Annotated in this window: 14 protein-coding genes and 6 pseudogenes; 11 read left to right on the plus strand and 9 right to left on the minus strand. The window is 59.8% G+C overall.

Features of this window, described 5'->3' with window-relative positions:
• Positions 1-165 precede the first annotated feature (165 nt).
• From LJU32_14315 to LJU32_14330, 4 genes and pseudogenes are all read left to right on the plus strand, one after another.
• A pseudogene (locus LJU32_14315) lies at positions 166-1391 on the plus strand (RtcB family protein).
• A 23-nt stretch (positions 1392-1414) separates the two neighbouring features.
• Positions 1415-1551: pseudogene (locus tag LJU32_14320) on the plus strand (nucleotidyltransferase).
• 9 nt (positions 1552-1560) lie between these two features.
• Positions 1561-2585, plus strand: a pseudogene (gene rtcA, locus LJU32_14325) (RNA 3'-terminal phosphate cyclase).
• A 172-nt stretch (positions 2586-2757) separates the two neighbouring features.
• On the plus strand, positions 2758-3045 hold the full coding sequence (locus LJU32_14330) for a hypothetical protein (protein WKV87028.1): 288 nt from the start codon (positions 2758-2760) through the stop codon (positions 3043-3045).
• 82 nt (positions 3046-3127) lie between these two features.
• On the opposite strand, the gene LJU32_14335 is transcribed toward LJU32_14330, so the two are convergent.
• Together LJU32_14335 and LJU32_14340 are read right to left on the minus strand one after the other, a co-directional pair.
• Complete coding sequence (locus LJU32_14335; GenBank protein WKV87029.1) at positions 3128-3343, minus strand: hypothetical protein; 216 nt, start codon at positions 3341-3343, stop codon at positions 3128-3130.
• Positions 3344-3470: 127 nt separating this feature from the next.
• Positions 3471-3746 carry a hypothetical protein gene (locus LJU32_14340; protein WKV87030.1) on the minus strand — a complete coding sequence of 92 codons (276 nt, stop codon included), beginning with the start codon at positions 3744-3746 and terminating at the stop codon, positions 3471-3473.
• Positions 3747-3931: 185 nt separating this feature from the next.
• On the opposite strand from LJU32_14340, the gene LJU32_14345 reads away from it, so the two are divergent.
• Positions 3932-4261, plus strand: coding sequence for a hypothetical protein (locus LJU32_14345; protein WKV87031.1), 330 nt, complete (start codon positions 3932-3934; stop codon positions 4259-4261).
• Positions 4262-4318: 57 nt separating this feature from the next.
• On the opposite strand, the gene LJU32_14350 is transcribed toward LJU32_14345, so the two are convergent.
• The 4 genes and pseudogenes from LJU32_14350 to LJU32_14365 form a co-directional block, all read right to left on the minus strand.
• Positions 4319-4915: a hypothetical protein gene (locus LJU32_14350; protein WKV87032.1), complete on the minus strand. Its 597-nt coding sequence runs from the start codon at positions 4913-4915 to the stop codon at positions 4319-4321.
• A gap of 52 nt (positions 4916-4967) precedes the next feature.
• On the minus strand, positions 4968-5912 hold the full coding sequence (locus LJU32_14355) for an alpha/beta hydrolase (GenBank protein ID WKV87033.1): 945 nt from the start codon (positions 5910-5912) through the stop codon (positions 4968-4970).
• A 113-nt stretch (positions 5913-6025) separates the two neighbouring features.
• Positions 6026-7024 (minus strand): NAD(P)H-quinone oxidoreductase, encoded by a 999-nt coding sequence (locus tag LJU32_14360; protein WKV87034.1) that lies wholly within the window; start codon positions 7022-7024, stop codon positions 6026-6028.
• Positions 7025-7085: 61 nt separating this feature from the next.
• A pseudogene (locus LJU32_14365) lies at positions 7086-8284 on the minus strand (MFS transporter).
• Between the two features lie 111 nt (positions 8285-8395).
• Between LJU32_14365 and LJU32_14370 the strand changes: the two are divergent.
• Both LJU32_14370 and LJU32_14375 read left to right on the plus strand, forming a co-directional pair.
• Positions 8396-9271, plus strand: coding sequence for a LysR family transcriptional regulator (locus LJU32_14370; GenBank protein ID WKV87035.1), 876 nt, complete (start codon positions 8396-8398; stop codon positions 9269-9271).
• 180 nt (positions 9272-9451) lie between these two features.
• A complete protein-coding gene (locus LJU32_14375; GenBank protein ID WKV87036.1) occupies positions 9452-9958 on the plus strand; it encodes a hypothetical protein in 507 nt (168 codons plus the stop codon).
• Positions 9959-9999: 41 nt separating this feature from the next.
• Here LJU32_14375 and LJU32_14380 read toward each other — a convergent pair whose 3' ends face one another.
• Entirely contained in the window at positions 10000-10722 is a 723-nt protein-coding gene (locus LJU32_14380; GenBank protein WKV87037.1) for a pirin family protein, read from the minus strand.
• Between the two features lie 219 nt (positions 10723-10941).
• On the opposite strand from LJU32_14380, the pseudogene LJU32_14385 reads away from it, so the two are divergent.
• Positions 10942-11891 (plus strand): annotated as a pseudogene (locus LJU32_14385) (GlxA family transcriptional regulator).
• 90 nt (positions 11892-11981) lie between these two features.
• Positions 11982-13453 (plus strand): annotated as a pseudogene (locus LJU32_14390) (helix-turn-helix transcriptional regulator).
• On the opposite strand, the gene LJU32_14395 reads toward LJU32_14390, so the two are convergent.
• A complete protein-coding gene (locus tag LJU32_14395; protein ID WKV87038.1) occupies positions 13418-16339 on the minus strand; it encodes a helix-turn-helix transcriptional regulator in 2922 nt (973 codons plus the stop codon). The pseudogene LJU32_14390 and the gene LJU32_14395 sit on opposite strands and share 36 nt — an antisense overlap.
• 134 nt (positions 16340-16473) lie before the next feature.
• The gene (locus LJU32_14400) at positions 16474-16902 is read right to left on the minus strand and encodes an AraC family transcriptional regulator (protein ID WKV87039.1); all 429 of its coding nucleotides are present in this window, start codon (positions 16900-16902) and stop codon (positions 16474-16476) included.
• Positions 16903-17144: 242 nt separating this feature from the next.
• Between LJU32_14400 and LJU32_14405 the strand changes: the two genes are divergently transcribed.
• Positions 17145-18119, plus strand: coding sequence for an MBL fold metallo-hydrolase (locus LJU32_14405; GenBank protein WKV91097.1), 975 nt, complete (start codon positions 17145-17147; stop codon positions 18117-18119).
• A gap of 54 nt (positions 18120-18173) precedes the next feature.
• Positions 18174-19097, plus strand: coding sequence for a LysR family transcriptional regulator (locus tag LJU32_14410; GenBank protein ID WKV87040.1), 924 nt, complete (start codon positions 18174-18176; stop codon positions 19095-19097).
• The last annotated feature ends 1297 nt before the right edge of the window (positions 19098-20394 follow it).

Here is a 20394-nt window from a genome sequence, read left to right on the forward strand (position 1 = left end):
ATGATAATTTCTTTGAGTCGGTTTTGTCGTCGATTGCTCGCCGAGACCGACTCAGAAAATTGATAATTCCTTCTAAATCAAGTGGATGCATTAAATAGTAGGGCGCGACGGCGAAGCTGGCACAGCGGCTGCAACGCTCATGCAAACAAAGAGGGACACCGATTTATGAAAGATCAAAGCTACCAGCTCCTCGAAGTCGCCAACGGCAAGCCAATCAAACTGTGGACCGAAGGTGTCCCAGTTGAAAACGAAGCCCGCGCACAGTTGATGAACACGGCAAAAATGCCATTCATCTTCAAGCATCTGGCGGTCATGCCTGACGTGCATTTAGGCAAGGGATCGACCATCGGCAGCGTGATCCCGACAGTTGGCGCGATCATTCCGGCAGCGGTGGGCGTCGACATCGGTTGCGGCATGATCGCTGCGCGTACGTCGCTAACGGCTGCAGATCTGCCAGACAACCTGCATGGATTGCGTACTGCAATCGAACAAGCGGTGCCACATGGCCGCAGTTCCAATCGTTCGGGGCGAGACAAAGGCGCGTGGGACGAGATTCCTCAGCAGGCTGATCAGGCCTGGGCGGGGTTGCAGCCGCGTTTCAAGCTGATCACCGACAAGTATCCGAAATTGGCCAACACCAACAATCGTGGGCATCTGGGGACGCTCGGCAGCGGCAACCACTTCGTCGAAGTGTGCCTGGATGAAGCCAACCGGGTCTGGTTCATGTTGCACAGTGGCTCGCGTGGTGTCGGCAACGCCATCGGCAACCTGTTCATCCAACTGGCCCAAGCCGATATGCGCCAGCACATCGCCAACCTGCCAGACCGTGACCTGGCCTATTTCGAAGAAGGCAGCCGACATTTTGATGACTATGTGGAGGCTGTGGGCTGGGCGCAGGATTTCGCCCGGCAGAACCGCGAACTGATGATGCGCGCAGTGATTCAGGCGACGCGGCAGATCATTCGCAAGCCTTTCGAGGTCGCGCTCGAAGCGGTGAACTGCCATCACAACTATGTGCAGAAGGAGCGGCATTTTGGTCAAGACGTACTGATCACGCGCAAGGGCGCGGTGTCGGCGAAGAAGGGTGAACTGGGGATTATTCCGGGCTCGATGGGGGCCAAGAGCTTCATCGTTCGCGGGCTGGGCAACGAGGAGTCGTTCAATTCCTGCAGTCATGGCGCCGGGCGCACCATGAGCCGTACCAAGGCAAAAATACGTTCACCGTCGCCGATCAGATTCGCGCCACTGCCCACGTGGAGTGCCGCAAGGACGAAGCGGTCATCGACGAAATTCCGATGGCCTACAAGGACATCGACAAAGTCATGCACGCCCAGCGTGAGCTGGTGGAAGTGCTGCACACCCTGCGTCAGGTGGTGTGCGTCAAAGGTTAAGGAGCCCGCGCTGGCGAAAACGCTTCGGGCGGCGTCGCCCGATACTGCATCGGTACATCGCGCCCGAGCTTGAACGCGAAGTTCCTACATTACTCAGAACTCGGAAGACTCACGGCGGCTTGACCGGTACCTCAGGGACAACGTCGCGCCGTACGCATAAGGATTGGCAATGAAAGAAATGATTGAACTGGACGGCGCCATTGGTGGCGGCCAGGTGTTGCGCAGTGCGCTGAGCCTGTCGATGGTGACAGGCCGGGCGTTTCGCATTAAACAGATTCGCGCCAGACGCAGCCGTCCTGGATTGCTGCGTCAGCATCTGACAGCCGTGATGGCGGCGGCCGAGGTTTGTGGTGCACGGATCTGCGGTGCGCATTTGGGCTCGCAGGCCTTGAGCTTGGAACCGGGCGCAATCCGCGCAGGTGATTTCAAGTTCGCCATCGGCACGGCGGGCAGTTGCACGCTGGTTCTGCAGACTTTGCTGCCAGCCCTGATGCTGGCACCGCAGGCCAGTCGAGTGACGATCTCTGGCGGCACGCACAATCCGCTGGCGCCCCGACTGAATTCCTCTCGCGCAGTTGGCTACCGCTGCTGCGACGCATGGGCGGGGTTGTCGAACTGGACTTGGTGCGTCATGGTTTTGCGCCGGCCGGCGGTGGTGAGGTTGAAGTGCGAGTGCAGCCTTCGAGCCTGATGCGACTGGATCTGTGTGAGCGCGGCGAGGCGATTTCACAACAGGCTCTGGCGCTGACCGCCGGACTTGCGCCCACTGTCGCTCAACGAGAACTGAGTCAGGTGGCCAAGCGTTTGAACTGGCCGGCGGAGGCGCTGCGACCGGTCACAATTGATCCAGCACGCGGCCCGGGCAATGTGTTATTGCTGGAATATGTTTTCGAACATGTCACTGAGGTGTTCAGCGCGTTTGGGCAAGTGTCCTTGCGCGCCGAGAAGGTCGCTGATGCCGCGATCAATCAGGCTGCAGACTGGCTGCGCAGTGATGCGGCGGTCGCGGAGCACCTGGCCGATCAGTTGCTGTTGCCAATGGCGCTGGCCGGCGGCGGATCGTTCACCACGCCACGCATGACGGATCATTTACGCAGCAACATTGAAGTCATTCAGATGTTTTTGCCGGTTCGTTTCGATTGCCGAGAGGAGGGCGGCGATCGCTTGCAGATAGACGTTTTACAAACCGATTAAGCGTCCTGCGATACCGAAGGCAGTCGCAAAGCTTCGCTGAGCGCGCCGCTAGCCTTCAGCCATTAGCACATCCGACCTAATTGCCCCTGTTCCGGCTCGACTTTAAAGTCCTTTCGCTTGGCAGCTAATTGCCAGAATTTTTCCGGTATGAAAATCAAAAAGGTCGATCTGCATGAACTCATCAAGGACTATCCCGGTTCTCGCTTTACTCGCAACATTGGCGCTCGCAGTTACTGGATGCCAGACCGTAAAGCCGGGAGAGAGTGATCTCAAGAATCGCGCACAGACCACCATTGGCAAACCTGTAATCAAGGTGTCCAACATCCGCAGCGACTTCAATACAACTTTCTATACCGCTCAAACCGAAAGCGGTGAATATACGTGCGAACTGCCGAGCGGCCCGATGGTTGCCCTGGGTGCCATGGGCATGGGGCTGGGCGCTCAGTGCACCAAGCAATGAATAACCAGTCTCTTCGCCGCTAAAAAGAAAGGCCAATGTCGATGACATTGGCCTTTTCTCTATAACGAATACTCGGCGCAGATCAGCTGTTTTTCGAGTTCAGCTTGCGCAGTTCTTCGTAGGTCGCCGACTGCACGAACCAGAAGCCGGAGACGATGCACCAGCCCAGGGTGCCGCCTACGAACATGCCGAGACCCGAAAGAAAGCTCTGGCTCATCATGAACAGAGACACGATCAGGATGACTGCGAGTGCGATGTAGAGAACGATGTTGTTGACGCCGATGACGAAATCTTTCATTTGCATTCCTTGGGTGTATTTTTCTCTGGCCACCCTCTATGGTCGCCAGTGCGCGCATCATATTGATATCACCCTGTGCTGCGCTAGTTTCGACATCGGATTTTCGTTACTAAAAGCGAAACCACTCTTACTGAGCGGGTTTTTTATCTATGTCGCTGGAGTCGCTCGACGTCGCGGCATCCTTCTCTGTCTCATGCGGCTGTGAACCTGCGTTGGCGCCTGACGACTCTTCGCCTTTCTTGTTCGCCTTCTCATCATGGTCGCGAGAGCTTTCTGCATGATTGACACCGGGCAGGGCGGTGGCAGGGGTCGCGGCACCCGCTGTCGTTTCGGCTGCCCAAGCGTGAAGCGGGCCGATCAGGCACAGGCTGGAAAACGACAGGGCGAGCATTTTCTTGTTCATCACATTGGCCTTCTACGCGGTGGGATGTGCTGCGTTGGATAGGCCTCCCGGCCAAAGGTGCGCGGTACTGGACGAGCGGCGAATTCACCTTTGATAAAAAATCCCGACAGCAGGCAAATTGCTGGCCCCCAGACGCAATGCACCCCGGCAAAATCGCCTCTTTTTCAAAAGGTTAGGCTGGCAATATGCGGACGATTGTCATCACCGTTGCGGCGTTTTCCCTGGCTTTGATCGCCTCGGGAGTGCAGGCAAGAGAGTTAAGCAAAGGCCATCGCTTTGCCTGTACCTGGGGCTCGGACATTGCTGCCGGTGCGCAGCAATCCAAGCTGTCAGGGGTTTCGCTGTATGGCGCGCGCAAGCAACTGCAGGTTCGCCGCTTCCAGCAGCCGTGGATGCGCATGACCGCGATGGGCATTACCGAGCAGACCTACAACAGCAGTTCGAAGCTCAAACCGGCAGCGGTCAAGCAGACCTATTACGAGCAATGCGTACGCCACGAATTGGCAAGGCGATAAGCGAAAGCCCGACCTGACCAGGTTGGGCTTTTGGGTGCCTGGGCGCTAGTGATGTATTCAGTCGACGATCACACGTTCGTTGTCGTCGTCACTCAAGCATATGGTCAACTGCTGACCATCTTCGGTGAACGCACAATGGGGCAGCGACATTTGCCTGGCGACATAAATGGGCCCGCCAATAAATACCGTCAATATGAGAATCGCCGTGGCCGATCTCCCGATCATCGCCCAAAGCGAGGGCGCGCGTTGCTTCCTCAGTCTGGAACGCAAAAACAGGCCGAGTCCCAACAACAACGCACCGATCAGCATCGCGCTACCGATTTCGTGAGGACTGATGCTGTAGATGCGCTGTTCCGCGTCGTCAGGATAGTTGATCTGCCACCACATGCCGATGGCCAAAGGCATAAGGCCCGCGAGTATGCAGGCATTAATTGCTCCCGGTATGCGCGCCAGCATGGCCAACAACAAAGCTACAGTGGCCGCGACCCATCCACTGGCGAACAGTTGTCCACCGATTCCGCCCATGAAGGTACCGCCGACGTCGATCGGGGTCAGCAGATTCCAGTCATAGAAAGCGCTGTGCAGCAGTAGTGAAAGTACAGCTAGCCAGCAAATCGGGTAGTAAATCCATCGGGCGTTGGGGCGGGTTAACACACTCAGTCCTTTTTGTGGTGTCGGAAGCGGCGCCAGTATGCCAGTACGTCGGTCAGGAGTCGCTAGAGCCTTTGGCCACTGCTGGTCCGGCAACTTTGGGCAGCGGTTTGCTTTGCATCAACGCATCCAGAGCCTTGCGATAACCCTGGCCACCGAGCGCCATGCTGTTGTTGTGCGTCGCTCCGGGCACCATCAGCAGGCGTTTGGGCTGCTCAGCGGCATTGAACAGCTGCTCGCTGAAGCGCGGCGGCACGAAGGCATCGGCCAGGCCATGCACCACCAGCAGCGGCATGTGAATGTCGGCAATCTTGTCGATGGAGTCGAATTTCTGTGAAAGCAGCCAGCGCACCGGCAGCGAGGTATTCGCTACGGCGGCGGCGACATCAGCCAGAGAAGTGAAGGTTGACTCAATGACCAGACCGCGCACCGGCAGAGGCGTGTGGTTACGCGCGGCGTTCTTTCCGAGCTCAGCGGCCAGATCGATCGCCACTGCGCCACCGAGAGAGTGACCGTAGATCAGGCGTTTGTTCGGATCCGGTTGCAACAGTTGGAAGCGTTCCCACGCAACGCGGGCATCTTCATAAACGCTGCTCTCCGACGGCAGATCGCCCTTGCTCTGGCCAAACCCGCGATAATCGATAGCCAACACCGAATAACCCGCCGCGCGCAGCTGTTCGATGCGAAACAGTTGCCCGGTGAGGTTCCAGCGCACGCCATGCAAATAGAGGATTGCCGGGGCATTGGCACGTTCCGCAGGCCACCACCAGGCATGGATGTTCTGCCCGGCCTTGAAGCTCTTCGGTTGCAGATCGAGTTCCTGAACACTGTTCGGCAGACCGCGATACCAGCCGGCAGTCCCCGGCTCGATGCGAAAAAGCAACTTGCGCTCGGTGTGTTCCAGTACGGCACAACTCGTCGGCACGCCAATAATCAGCGCGGCCATCATGGCGAACGCCAGGCGGCGGCGTCGCAGACGAGTCAGGAAAGACAGGAACATTAATCGTTTCACCACTGCGCAGACAAAGAACGCTTTTTACCAGATGCCTCGGTCTGCGCGTGATTATTTTCGACCACCGTGCATGCGCAACGATTACAAGATGCTGCAATCGCTCATGCCACTTGCAGCACGATCTTGCCGATATGATCGCCGCCCTCCATGCGGGCATGGGCCTGAGCCGCGTCAGCCAGCGTATATACTTTATCGATGATCGGCAGGCAGCGCCCGGCGCTGAGGGCAGGCCACACGTGTTCTTGCAGTTGATCGGCGATGGCGGCTTTTTCCGCAGCGGTGCGTGCACGCAGCAATGAACCGGTGACGACGGCGCGTTTGCCAAGGATCGCCAGCAGATCGATGTCATTGGCGCGGGCGCCGCCGAGGAAACCGAGCATCACCAGTCGGCCGTCCATCGCCAGTGCGCTGATGTTGCCGTTCAGATACGAGCCACCCATGATGTCGAGAGTCACGTTCACGCCTTGATCTGCGGTCTTCTCGGCAATGACCTTGGCGAAGTCCTCTTCTCGATAGTTGATCGGTTGCCCGTGAAGTTTGCTGATTGCGGCGCATTTTTCAGCGCTGCCTGCGGTGGCGAAGGCCTCGATACCGAATTCGCGACAGAGCATCAGCGCGGTGGTGCCGATGCCGCTCGTGCCGCCGTGAATCAGCACGCGCTGGCCGGCCTTGGCCCCGCCGAGGCCGAACAGGTTGGCCCATACGGTGAAAAAGGTTTCCGGAATCGCGGCGGCCTGAATCCAGTCGACACCGTCCGGCACAGGCAAAGTCTGGCCGGCTGGAACCGCGCAATATTCGGCGTAACCGCCGCCATTGGTCAGTGCGCACACGCGATCGCCGACCGCGAGGCGCGTTACTCCGGGGCCAAGCGCAACCACTTCGCCAGCCACTTCCAGGCCGGGAATCGGGTCCATGCCGGGTTTCATCGGATACTTGCCGGCACGCTGCAGGGCGTCCGGGCGATTGATACCGGCGGCGTGAACGTGGATCAGCACTTGGCCTTCGGCAACGCTTGGCAGAGGCACGCGTCTGGCTTGCAATACTTCCGGGCCGCCGGGTTCGGTGATTTCAATACGGGTCATTTCATTGGGCAGTGACATTGTCGATTCCTGTGAAAAAGGTCGTGTAGATGGGAGCGCTGCGAGCGCGCAATGATTCCCTTCAGTTCGCCGCGCAACGAGTTTGAGTTGCAGCGGGCAGCCAGCGCATGGCTTGCTCCAGCAGCAGGGCAATCACGATCGCGCCGGCGGCGATCACAAACAGCAGCGTATGCTGGCCGCCCGAAGCGTTGAACAGCGCCGAATAGGCAAACCCCGCCAGTGCCTGAAAGGTAGCGAACGACACGGTTGCGCGGCTCCAGGCGATCTGCTGATGGTGATGCGACGGCACCAGCTCATGCACCCGCGCCAACGCCAGCGGTACGATGCCCGGCGGGAACGAGCCGAGGATCACCGCGAGTAACGCCAGCGCCAGAAACGAATCGGAGACGGTTAGCAGACCCAACGCAACCGCTTGCACCACCAACACCAGACGGATGCCAGCGCGGGCGCCAAGCTGGTCGGCCAGAAAACCGTACGTGACCGGTCCGACAATCGCCCCCAGGCCGTACATGACCCAGACCAGTGCGCCGATATGCGCCCCGCGCTCAGTCCGCGGGCCACGTAATCCACCAGAAACACCATGGCAGGCACCAGCCCGGCAGCCATGAACGCGTATTGAGCGAACAACAGGTAAACGCCCGGCGGTGTCGGCTCATCGGCCAACGTCGTGTGCGCCGCCGCGGTATGCGCGGTATCGGCAGGCCAGCCGAACCAACTCAACGCGGTCAGTAATAACGCCAGCGCGCCCAGCCCCAGCCAGGTTGCCTGCAAACCAAGAGCCAACAGCGGCGGCACTAGGGTTCCGGAACCGGCAATCCCGAGGCCGATGCCAAGGAAGATTGCGCCACTGGCCAAACCTCTGCGAGAAGCCGGAACGTGAGGCAGCACGGTTGCCGCGACCAGCACCATGATCGCCCCACCGGCAATGCCGGACAGCAAGCGCCAACCGAAGAACCAGCTCACCGACAGCGGATAAGCACAGGCAAAAAACGCTGCCGTGACAGCCAGCATCATCAGCCGCAAGGCGTTACGGTTACCCAGTCGATGAGCCATGGGCCGACCGAGGAGGGCACCAATCAAGTAACCGACCAGATTGGCCGCGCCGAGATAGACGACATCGTTGGCCGAAAACCACTGCGCCTGAATCAGCGAAGGGATCAATGGCGTGTAAGCGAAACGCGCCAGGCCAATGCTGACCAGGCTGGCGCAAAGTCCGGCGAAAATCGGCAGCCAGATACCGGAAGAGTTTGAAGTACGCATGATAGCGATCTCACAAGAGGTGTATGGCGCTCAGCTTATCGGCTATCGTTGCTGCGTATATGCAGCGATTAAGCGGCACACTGATGCAGAAATGCTTCTAGGAGGAACAGCATGAATTGGGATGATGCGCGAGTGTTTCTGGCGGTCTGTCGCGAGTCGACATTGCGTGGGGCTGCGCGGGTTCTGGGCGTCGACCAGGCCACGGTCGGACGGCGTGTCACCGCGCTGGAGAAGTCGTTGAGCGCGACGCTGTTTTTGCGCACATCCGATGGTTACGCGCTGACCGCCGTCGGTGAGGCGGCACTCAGAAGTGTGGAGAAAATGGAGCATTCGGCGCTGGAACTGGAGCGGCACATTCATGGGCTGGATGATCGGCTGACCGGTAACGTACGGGTCAGCACCACCGACTCGCTGGCCATCGACTTCATCATCCCTGCGATGGCGCGCCTGCATGACCAACATCCGGATGTGCAGATCCAGTTGGATGCGTCGACGCAAATTCTCAGTCTGGCCAAGCGCGAGGCCGATATCGCCGTGCGCAATACCCGGCCGGATAACCCGGATCTCATCGCCCGGCGAATCGCCCGCTGGCCTGTAGGACTTTTCGCTGCACAGGCCTACGTCGACCGGCATGGCGAACCGCAGCCCGGCAGTGCTTTCGAGGGCCATGATCTGGTGGTGTATCAGCCGTATTTGCAGAGCAAAAAAGACCTCACGCTGGTGTCCGAGCCGTTAAGCCGTGGGCGCATCGTCGCCACGCTCAGTTCCAGCCTTTTGGTGCGTCGCTCCATTGCCGCCGGCCTCGGGGTAGGGGAGATTCCTGTGAACATGGGCGAACGCGACGGCCTGGTCAGACTCTGGCCGGAGCGGACCCGGCCGTTGCCGTATGAAGTGTGGCTGGTCACTCACGCCGACCTGCGTCACACCGCGCGGGTACGGGCGGTCATCGAGCAGATCGTTGAGGCTTTTGCGCTGGAAAACCAATAGTGGATTCAGGATTTTGCCGAGGCTACAACGTCTGACGAAACAGCCTACGTCCGAGGCAGAATGGGCCGGCTTGTCGCCGAGGGCGATGAAATCTATTGTGACTGCAGTTGGATGCAGACCTCGGTCCCGCATCGAAACGAAGAGCCAGGGAAGGTCTCGTAGCCATATAAAGGTGTCGAATTGAAAATCAGGGAAGTGAATCAATATGCAGGCACGGACAGATCGGACGCAGGTCAGAAAAGGCAAACCATGAGCAGCATAAGTCGCGAAGAATTCGATGCCAGGATAGAGACCATCGAGACGAGGATGGACGGCCGCGTGGCAGAAATGCGCGCCGACATTCGCGGGTTCCTCGCTGCTCAGGCAGAGCGGGACAAGGTCTATCTTGAACGGGACAAGGCCCTACAGGAGCGCGACAAGCGTTATGACCTGATGTGGATGGGCGTGCAGAAAATTGCCGACGAATCGCGGGAAGCGATCAGGCAGGCATCGACAGTAAAGGCCAATTACTGGGCGGCCACCACCGTGCATTTCCTCGGCGTGGCCTCTTTGCTGGTTGGCGCGCATTTCGCCAATCAGGCGGCGGTGATGACCACGATCCAAACCACCCTGGCAGCGATTCAGATTGGCAAAGAGGTCTCTGCCCCCAAACCAGTTGAACGACCCTCAACGGCGTCGCCGCAATAAAAAACGGCCTTCAGTGGAAGGCCGCTGTGCATCGCGCCAGATCATGGCATTTCTGGCAACTCCTGAGGGCGCAAGTCGAACACCAGAACCTCTGCATCGACGCCGTTGCTCAAGGTAAGCAGCTGTTCTTCACGAACCCGCACGCCGTCGCCTTCCTGCAAGGCTTGGCCGTTGAGTTCGACACTGCCACGCGCAACGTGCACGTACGCGTAACGATTAGCCGGCAATTTCAGCGTGGCACTTTCCTCGCCGTCGAATAACCCGGCGTAGACCCGCGCATCCTGACGCACTTTCAGGGAACCGTTGCTACCATCCGGCGAGATGATCAGTTGCAGGCGACCGCGTTTTTTCTCCGCGCTGAAGTGTTCCTGTTGGTAGCGCGGTTTGGCGCCGCTGACGTCCGGCACAATCCAGATTTGCAGGAAGTGCACGGGCTTGGTGGCCGAGTGGTTGAACTCACTGTGCGCCACGCCGCTGCCGGCACTCATCAACTGTACATCGCCGGGGCGGATCACCGAACCAGTGCCGAGAGTGTCCTTGTGTTCCAGCGCGCCCTCGAGCACGTAGGAGAAAATCTCCATGTCGCGGTGCGGATGCTGGCCAAAACCTTTACCGGCGGCGACCCGGTCGTCGTTGATCACCAGCAGGTCGGAGAAACCCTGTTCACGCGGGTTGCGGTAATTGGCGAAAGAGAAGGTGTGAAACGACTTCAACCAGCCGTGATTGGCGAGGCCGCGATCGGAGGCTTTGCGAAGAGTCAGCATGATGAAATCTCCTGGCGGGACGTGAATTCGTCCGAGTGAGGAGAAGGTTACTGGTTACCCGACAAGGCAATAAGTAGATGGAAATAGAAAGACTGTCCGGTTCAGGTTGACAGTTTTGCGTTATGGTTCACCCATTCGATTATGCTGATCACGCCGGAGTCAGCCTTGATGCCCCGGCTGCAGCGTAAATATTGGCCCTTGAAATGTGTGATGCCCTCCATGAAAACCGTGGCAATGGTGCTGTTTCCCGACTTTCTGATGCTCGACATGGCCGGGCCGCTGGAGGTGTTTTCAGTCGCCAACCGTTATCTGAAATCTGATTTGCACTATCAACTGACGACGTTAGGCACGGAGCGCGGCTTGCTGAGGGCTTCCAATGGCGTGCAGGTCCAGGCTGATCTGCACATCGACGAAGCGGCCGAACGCTATGATCTGTTATTGGTGCCCGGCGGCCCTGGCGCCTACAACCAGAGATTTCCCGAATTGTTCGCCTGGTTGAGAAACGCCGTGCCGCGCGCCGAACGCTACGGTTCGATTTGCACTGGCGCTTTTATCCTCGGCCATGCCTGCCTGCTCGATGGCTATCGCGTCACCACGCACTGGAATTACACCGAGCGCCTGATCAAGGCTTTTCCAAAAACTACGGTGACCACCGACCAGATCTACGTTGAGGATCGCAATCTGATCACGTCGGGGGCGTGACCGCTGGCATCGATCTGGCGCTGGCGGTGGTGGCCCGGGATCACGGCAAGAAAATCGCCCAGGATGTGGCCAAGGTCTTGTTGGTGGTGATGAAACGCCAGGGTGGGCAGGCGCAATTCAGCCCTTTGATGGCAGCAGTCTCGCCGCAAGAGACGCCTGTCACCCGCGTACAGAATTACGTGCTTGAACACTTGGACGAAGCCTTTACCGTCGAGCGCATGGCCGGATTGGCGAATATGAGCGCACGGCACTTCGCTCGGCTGTTCGCCCGTGACGTCAACATGACTCCAATGGAGTTTCTGCAGAATGCCCGCATCGACTGCGCGCGCAGCCTGCTGGAAACCAGCGATCTGCCCCTGAAGACCATTGCTTATAAAAGTGGCTTCGGCAGCGTTCGGCACATGCGCTCGCTGTTCGCCGAAAAGCTTGGTCTTACACCGTTGCAATACCGGGAACAGTTCAGCTAGAGCGGTTCTGTCCGTCTGGCGCAGCCGGATGTCCGTACCGCGTCGGCTGTGGCGGTTGTATCGTCACGCAAGGGTGCCAAGATGTCTGGCATGACTAATCACAACGACACAAACCACGGTCGGGTGCTGCGTTTTGGCCCCTACACCTTTCATGTGCGCCAACGCTTGGTTCTCGAGGAGAGCAACCGCTGCGCATGGGCGGGCGCGCCATGGACATTCTGCAGGTGCTGCTCGAGCACGCGGGCAGGGTGGTCAGCAAAGAGCAGTTGATTGCTCAGGTCTGGCCGACGTCGATTGTCGAAGAGATCAATCTGCGGGTGCACATTGCGGCGCTGCGCCGTGCACTCGGCGATGGCACCAAAGGCCAGCGTTACATCGTTCACGTGGCGCAATGCGGCTACAGTTTTGTCGCCCCGGTGGAGCAGGACCCAAATGATGCGCTGCCCATGCCCGCCGCCGGGCTCAAGCCGCTGCACAATCTTCCGGCTCGACTGACACCCGTCAGTGGTCGCGATGCTTTGGTCGGCAGTCTGGTTCGACAAATGCCGGTGTGCCGCTTGATGACGATTACCGGTGCGCCAGGTGTTGGCAAAACCACGGTGGCACTGCGCGTGGCAGAACTGCTGCTGCAATATTTCCGCGATGGCGCCTGGTGGATCGACCTTGCCAACCTCGAAGATGAAAAATCGCTGCTCGATTACGTGTTGCACGCCCTGAAGATAGACCTTTCCACGCTGACCGGCCGGCACGCCTTGTTGATACTGGACAACTGCGACCACCAGCGCGACAGCTGCGCGGCTCTGGTTGAAACTCTGTTGCACGCGGCTCCTCGCTTGTCGATTCTGGTCACCGGTCGCGAAGCCTTGCATGTCGCGCACGAGACCGTGCATTTCGTGCCGCTGTTGGCGATCCCCAAGCGCTCGACATTGAACACCGTCGAAGAAGCCTTGGGCTATCCGGCGGTGCAGTTGTTCGTCAATCGGGCGCGAGCGCGGCAGCATGGCTTCAGTTTGCGTGAACAGGATTTGCCGGGTGTGCGCGAGATCTGCCGTCAACTGGACGGTCTGCCGCTGGCGATCGAACTCGCCGCAGCGCAGATCGACGCGCTGGGTTTGATCGGTCTACAGGCCCAGGTTGAAAACGGTCTGCAGTTGCTTGGTCAAGGCCGGCGCACCGCGGAACCGCGCCATCAGTCGATGGCGGCTGCCATCGATTGGAGCTTTCAGTACCTGACGGAAACGGAGCAGCGCGTGCTGCTGCGTCTGTCAGTGTTCGGCAGCGGGTTTACCCTGGAAGCTGCAGTGAGCGTGGTCAGCTGTGCGGATCTGGCCGGCTCCAGGTTAACCTCAATCATCGAAGACCTGGCGCGCAAATCGTTGCTGATTCAGCAACCCATCCAGGCAAAGGTTCGCTATTGGATGCTCAACACCGTGCGCCGCTACGCGCGTGATCAGCTTGAGCGCAGCGACGCGTGGCTTGAGCTGGAACGGCGTCATGCGCGCTATCTCAGCCGCACGCGCAATGCGTCAGGCCGGGCATTTCTCGCGCAGGCTGTCGATTAGCCCGCGCACCTTGCGCAAGTCCGGGGTGGCGTAGCCTTCGGTAAAGCGCTGGTAGATCGGCGTGAGCAGATCCAGTGCTTCGCGGTGGCGCGATTGGCGGTGCCACAGTTCAGCGAGATCCGTGGCGCTACGCAGTTCCCAGGCCAGCGCGCCCTGGTTTCTGGCAATGTCGAGAGCTTGTTGCAGGGTTTGTTCGGCTTGGGTTGCAGCGGTGTCCGAGCGGGCCGATTCGCGAGCAGGCTCGCTCCCGCAGGATTCAGCGCACAACCCGGAATTTGCGCCCGACGACGACCCCTTGTGGGAGCGAGCCTGCTCGCGAAGCGGCGTTTGTAAATGCTTCAACAATGCCGCCGCCCGTGCCCGCAATATTTCCGCCGTACTCCAACCCGCGTCCCCATTGCGTGCTCGCTCGACCATTGCCTCATCGACAAAGCGCTCATCCAGCGTAACCATCACTTCCCGGATCAAACCGCTGCTCTGCGTCGATACCGGCGCGGCATTGTCTGGATCGATCACTTGGGCATACTGCCGCCCCCAGTTATTGAACAGCAGCACCGAATGCTTCTGTGATTGTTCCAACAACAATTGCAGCAAGGCGCGGGCGTTGTCGCGGTCACCGTTGTAATGGGCGATCAGGCAACTGGCCAGCGCCAGGGTGTAGCAGATCGAGGTCCCGTGGTTGATCTGCACGGCAATATCCAGCGCCTGCCGTGCGGCGCGCCAAGCCTGCTCGGGCAGACCCTGCAGCCACAGCACTCGTGCCAGTACCGTCAGTGAAGCAACACTCTGGTCGTACTGCACGCCAAAACCATGGGTGAAGCGATTGAGATGGCCGCTGTGGGCCATGCGTTGCAATACCTGCTCGGCATGCACGCGAGCCTGCGGTTGGTCGCCGGCATAGTGCAAGGCCAGCACCCGCAAACGATGTGTGCTCAGTGATAGCAGCGGCTCGCCGTGCACGCCGATGCGGTCGAACTGCTCACTTTGCGCCAGTGCCATGCGGTAGTGTCCGCAGCTCAGGTTGACCGCCATGTGCCCCGATATCGCACGCAGTTGTCCGGCCAGATCGCCATGTTCTTCGGCTAATCGGCAGGCGTCGACGAACGCCTGGATGGTTTGTGGCGTGCCGCCCCAGGTGTGATAGCTCGCGCTGCCGAGCGCCAGTTTCAAGGCGATTTGCAGGCGAGGGCAGGGCTGTGAGAGCGAGCCTGCTCGCGAAGGCTCCAGCAGGCTCAGTGCCCGGCGCACATAGCGGCTGTAATCGCGCAGCAACGACAGCTCCTGCCACAACGGTGCCGAAGCGGCAGCCAGTTGCACGCCCAGCTCATCGGGTCCCGGCCCGTTGAGGCTCCAGTCCAGCGCCGCGCGCAAATCCTCCAGACCCCGGGCATAACGCTCCATCCACAGCACGGTGGGGGTGTTATCCCAATCCGCTTGCGCCTGCTGCATCAGTGTCAGGCAGCGCTCGGCGTGGCGTTGGCGGGTTGCGCTGAGCTCGTCGGCCTGTTCGAGTTTTTCCAGTGCGTAGTGGCGCGTGGTGTCGAGCAAACGGTAGAAGACATCTTCGTCGCCCACTTCGACGCTCAGCAGGGATTTGGCCACCAGTTGTGTGACGGCGCTGAACACCGCGCCGGGATCGATCTGCTGGCCGATTACTACTGCTGCTGCCGAGGCGAGGCTGAAGCTGCCACGGAAAATGCCCAATCGCCGCAGACAGGTTTGCTCGCAGACATTGAGCAGGTTGAAACTCCAGTCCATCGTCGCGCGCAGGGTCAGGTGTCGCTCGGCGCTGCTGTGGTGTCCGGCCGACAATGGCGGCAAGCCTTCGCGCAACTGCTTGAGCAGTCCGTCCATGCCCAATTCGCTGACCTGAGCGGCGGCCAGTTCCAGTGCCAACGGAATGCCGTCCAGGCGCTGGCAGATCTCGATCGCTTGCGGCAGTTCGGCGTGACTCAGTTGAAAGTTTTCCCGGGCAGCCGTGGCGCGTTCGACAAACAATTGCAGCGCAGCAAAGCCCAGCGCCTGGGCCGGGTCCATCGGCGTCGACATGGACGGGCATTCGAGTGACTCCAGACGCTGCACAAACTCGCCCTCAGCACGCAGGCTCTCGCGGCTGGTGGCGAGGATATGCACCTTGGGCGCGCCGCGCAGAATTTGCTCGCTGAGCGACGCGACCGCATCGATCAGGTGCTCGCAGTTGTCGATGACCAACAGCATTTGCCTTTCATGCAGGCCAGCGACCAGATCCACCTGTGCATCGCCTTCGGAGGCGGACAAGTCGAGCAGCGTCGCCAAGTGCGAGCCGATCAGCGCGGGATCGGCGATGGGCGCCAAGTCCACCAGGCGGATGCCGTCGCGATACTGGCCAATCAGCTGTTCGGCGACGCGCAGGGCGACGGTGGTCTTGCCAATGCCGCCAGGGCCGACCAGGGTGATGCAGCGTCGGCGCGGCAGTTGCGCAATCAAGTGATCGACCACCGGCTGGCGGCCGATCATTCGCGTGCGGCGCAGCGGCAGGTTGTGTCTGGCGACGGGCATCGCCGGTTTTTGTTCGATGCTGTCGAGGAGGGTGAGGGCGACAAAACTGTAGCCGCGCTGCGCCACGGTGACGATGTAGCGCTGACCGTTCTGTCCGTCGCCCAGCGCCTTGCGCAGCGCCGCCATGTGTACGCGCAGGTTGATGTCTTCAACCACACTGTCTGGCCAGACCCCGGCCATCAGTTGCTGCTTGCTCACCACTTCACCGGCGTGGGCCAGCAAAATCAGGAGGATGTCCATCGCCCGTCGTCCCAGGCGCAAAGGCTGTTGGCCTTCAAGTAGCAGTCGTTGCCCGGGATGAATCCGATAGGGGCCAAAGGCAATGGCCTGATTCGGGGGAAAACTCAACAGCGCGCTCCTGCGGTAATGCGACGGACAGGGCGAACCAGTGCCTGGCACATGCGCAGGCCGTCTGATCCGGGGTGTCCGGGCATAATCCTCAGGTTTTGGCATCAGTGCAACGGGTGGCGTAACGGCAGCAGTCAAAACACAGGCTGCGCGGCGGTGTTTTTCGGTTTGCCCATGACCCGACAGCGCCAGGCGAAGGGATTGATGCCCTCGCTGCGGGTGAACATGTGGCAGAAGTGCGCCTGATCGCAGAAGCCGCATTCCAGGCTGATTTGCGTCAGACTGAGGTCAGTGTGCTGGATCAGCAACTTGGCCCGGGCCAGACGCTGGGCGCGAATCCAGTCCTGTGGGGACAGGCCGGTGCTGCACTTGAACGCGCGGGAGAAATGACTGCGTGACAGTGAACAGGCACGGGCGAGTTCAGCCACTTCGAGACTTTCGCCCAGGCGATCGAGGATCAACTGTTTGATCTGACGTTCGCGCTGCGGACTGAGTCCGCCAGTCGCGTTTTTCCGCGGTTCGCAGGCAGGGGCGAGGGCGACGGTTTGCTGTAGATAAGCCATGGCCAAGGTCCGTGTCGGTGGGGAATACACGGTCGGCGCATTCCCTCAGGTCAAAAAGCAACGCTGCGCAGAGGTCTTCATTGTTGGGTGAGGGCGTGAGGCTGACGAGTTAATCGTTGTTAATTTCCTTGCTGAGGCTGGAACTCAGCACATCCTTGCAAGTCAGCGCCCGGCGCTTTGCGCGACGATGTCGACCAAGCGCGGCCACCGTCGGCCAGGTTCAGGGGGATGCAATGAAAGGCATGATGAAAGCAGCAACGACCGTGGCGGTGATGCTGGCAATGTCCGGCGCGATGGCGCAGGCGCCGCAGGTGGGCACTCAGGCGCCGGGTTATTTCCGTTTGGCGGTGGGCGATTACGAAGTCACGGCATTGTTCGACGGCTACAACGATTTGTCGCCGAAGTTGTTGCAGGGCATGAGCCAGAGCCAGATTCGCGCGCTGCTCGCACGCCGTTCGATTGAAACCCCAGGGGTGCAGACCGCGTTCAATGCGTTCCTGGTCAACACCGGCAAACAGCTGATTCTGGTAGATACCGGCGCCGGGCAGTGCATCGGCGCCACCGCCGGGCAGCTTTCGGCCAACATGCAGGCCGCCGGCTACAAGCCTGAGCAGGTCGACACGATTCTCTTGACGCACCTGCACCTCGATCACGTCTGTGGTCTGGTCGATGCAGAGAAAAAACCGCTGTTTGCCAACGCCACCGTGTACGCGGCCAAGGCCGAGGCCGACTACTGGCTCGATCCGGCAGCGCTGGCCAAGGCTCCCGCCGGCGCCAAAGAGTTTTTCAAAATCGCCCAGGATTCCACCGCGGCCTACGTTGCCGCCGGTCGCTTCAAGACTTTCGCCCCCGGGCAGTCGCCGTTGCCAGGCCTGGTCGAAGCCACCCTCGAAGCCGGGCACACGCCGGGCAGCACTACGTACCGCTTCACCTCGCAGCAGCAGAGCATCGTGTTCATGGGCGATCTGGTGCACAACCTGGCGGTGCAGTTTCTGCACCCGGAAGTGTCGATCGGTTTCGACGTCGACAGTCAGCAAGCGATCAGCAGTCGGCAGGCAGTGTTCCGTGCTGCGGCCGCGAGCAAGACCTGGGTGACGGCCGCGCATTTGCCGTTCCCGGGCATCGGCCACATCACCGCCGAGGGCAAACATTTTCAGTGGGTACCGGTGGAGTACGGCCCTTACAAACGCGCGGCGAAAGTGCCGTTGATCGAGTAAAGTGCCCAGCGCCAGTGGCAAAACGCGTCTGACACCGATAAGGAAACCACGCCCATGAACCGTAACGATCTGCGCCGCGTCGACATGAACCTGCTGGTGATTTTCGAAGCGCTGATGTTCGAAAAGAACCTGACCCGCGTTGCCGAAAAACTGTTCATGGGCCAGCCGGCGGTCAGTGCTGCGCTGGGGCGCTTGCGTGATCTGTTCGACGATCCGTTGTTGCTGCGCAATGGTCGCGGCATGGAGCCGACGGCGCGGGCGCTGGCGATCCTCAAGGAGCTGCAACCGGCCATGGATGTGATTTCCGGTGCGGTCAGCCGCGCCAAGGAATTCGAACCGGCGAGCAGTTGCGACGTGTTTCGCATCGGTCTGTCGGACGACGCCGAGTTCGGTCTGTTTCCGCCGCTGTTGCGCCAGCTTCAGCAGGAGGCGCCGGGGATTGTCGTGGTAGTGCGCCGCGCCAATTATCTATTGATGCCGGCGCTGTTGGCCTCTGGAGAAATCTCCGTGGGTGTCAGCTACACCACAGATCTGCCGGCCAACGCCAAGCGCAAGAAGCTGCGTGATATTCCCTGCAAAGTCCTGCGCGGCGATGATCGTCCGGGGCCGCTGACCCTCGATGAATATTGCGAGCGTCCGCACGCGATGGTGTCGTTCTCCGGTGACCTGAGTGGCAATATCGACCTCGATCTGGCGAAGATCGGCCGCTGCCGCCGGGTAGTTCTCGGTGTCCCGCAGTTCAGCGGCTTGCGTGCCTTGCTCGCCGGTACCGAGATGATCGCCACCGTGCCGGATTATGCCGCCTGTGCCTTAGTCGAAGGCTGCGCCTTGCGTGCCGAAGACCCGCCATTTCCGATCGATGCCGCGCAGTTGTCGATGGCGTGGAGCGGGGTGCACGACAACGACCCGGCGGAGAAGTGGCTACGCTCGCGCATCAGTCAGTTCATGGCGGCGCCGCTGGATATTCCAGCGCTTTAACTCATCTCGATTACACAAGCAGTTCTCCTGTGGGAGCGAGCTTGCTCGCGAAAGCGGTGTATCAGGCAATGTGGATGTGGCTGACCTGACGCCTTCGTGAGCAAGCCCACTCCCACATTGTTTTGTGATGGTCAGCCAATTGAATGCACGCCGCAGATCCCTGTGGGAGCGGGCTTGCTCGCGAAAGCGGTATGCCAGTTAGTGTGGATGTGACTGACCTGACGCCTTCGCGAGCAAGCTCACTCCCACATTGTTTTGTGATGGTCAGCCAATTGAATGCACGCCGCAGATCCCTATGGGAGCGGGCTTGCTCGCGAAAGCGGTATGCCGGTCAACATAGATGTGACTGACCTGACGCCTTCGTGAGCAAGCCCACTCCCACACTGTTTTGTGATGGTCTGCAAATGGGATGCGCGCCGCCAATCCCTGTGGGAGCGAGCTTGCTCGCGAAAGCGCTTTGCCAGTCAACATTGATGTGACTGACCTGACGCCTTCGCGAGCAAGCCCACTCCCACATTGTTTTGTGATGGTCTGCAAATGGGATGCGCGCCGCCAATCCCTGTGGGAGCGGGCTTGCTCGCGAAAGCGGTATGCCAGTCAACATAGATGTGACTGACCTGACGCCTTCGTGAGCAAGCCCACTCCCACATTGTTTTGTGATGGTCAGCCAATTGAATGCACGCCGCAGATCCCTGTGGGAGCGAGCTTGCTCGCGAAAGCGGTATGCCGGTCAACATAGATGTGACTGACCTGACGCCTTCGTGAGCAAGCCCACTCCCACATTGTTTTGTGATGGTCTGCAAATGGGATGCGCGCCGCCAATCCCTGTGGGAGCGGGCTTGCTCGCGAAAGCGGTATGCCGGTCAACATAGATGTGACTGACCTGACGCCTTCGTGAGCAAGCCCACTCCCACATTGTTTTGTGATGGTCTGCAAATGGGATGCGCGCCGCCAATCCCTGTGGGAGCGGGCTTGCTCGCGAAAGCGGTATGCCGGTCAACATAGATGTGACTGACCTGACGCCTTCGTGAGCAAGCCCACTCCCACATTGTTTTGTGATGGTCAGCCAATTGAATGCACGCCGCAGGTCCCTGTGGGAGCGGGCTTGCTCGCGAAAGCGGTATGCCAGTCAACATGGATGTAACCGACCTGACGCCTTCGCGAGCAAGCCCACTCCCACTTTGTTTTGTGGTTGGCAGCAGAGTGTCCGGTGGTCTGAAACGCAACTAAGCACACCCATCCAATTTCTTCCGCCCCGGCATTGGCATGATTCCCGTCAATGACATTCAAAGGGTCG

The sequence above is a fragment of the Pseudomonas sp. B21_DOA genome, assembly GCA_030544685.1.
In the GTDB taxonomy this organism is placed as follows: domain Bacteria; phylum Pseudomonadota; class Gammaproteobacteria; order Pseudomonadales; family Pseudomonadaceae; genus Aquipseudomonas; species Aquipseudomonas fluorescens_AO.

Coding starts and splice junctions, on each gene's coding strand:
- LJU32_14330 (WKV87028.1), top strand. CDS start 2,758: ATGAACTCATCAAGGACTATCCCGGTTCTCGCTTTACTCGCAACATTG.
- LJU32_14335 (WKV87029.1), bottom strand. CDS start 3,343: ATGAAAGATTTCGTCATCGGCGTCAACAACATCGTTCTCTACATCGCA.
- LJU32_14340 (WKV87030.1), bottom strand. CDS start 3,746: ATGAACAAGAAAATGCTCGCCCTGTCGTTTTCCAGCCTGTGCCTGATC.
- LJU32_14345 (WKV87031.1), top strand. CDS start 3,932: ATGCGGACGATTGTCATCACCGTTGCGGCGTTTTCCCTGGCTTTGATC.
- LJU32_14355 (WKV87033.1), bottom strand. CDS start 5,912: ATGTTCCTGTCTTTCCTGACTCGTCTGCGACGCCGCCGCCTGGCGTTC.
- LJU32_14360 (WKV87034.1), bottom strand. CDS start 7,024: ATGTCACTGCCCAATGAAATGACCCGTATTGAAATCACCGAACCCGGC.
- LJU32_14370 (WKV87035.1), top strand. CDS start 8,396: ATGAATTGGGATGATGCGCGAGTGTTTCTGGCGGTCTGTCGCGAGTCG.
- LJU32_14380 (WKV87037.1), bottom strand. CDS start 10,722: ATGCTGACTCTTCGCAAAGCCTCCGATCGCGGCCTCGCCAATCACGGC.
- LJU32_14400 (WKV87039.1), bottom strand. CDS start 16,902: ATGGCTTATCTACAGCAAACCGTCGCCCTCGCCCCTGCCTGCGAACCG.
- LJU32_14405 (WKV91097.1), top strand. CDS start 17,145: ATGATGAAAGCAGCAACGACCGTGGCGGTGATGCTGGCAATGTCCGGC.
- LJU32_14410 (WKV87040.1), top strand. CDS start 18,174: ATGAACCGTAACGATCTGCGCCGCGTCGACATGAACCTGCTGGTGATT.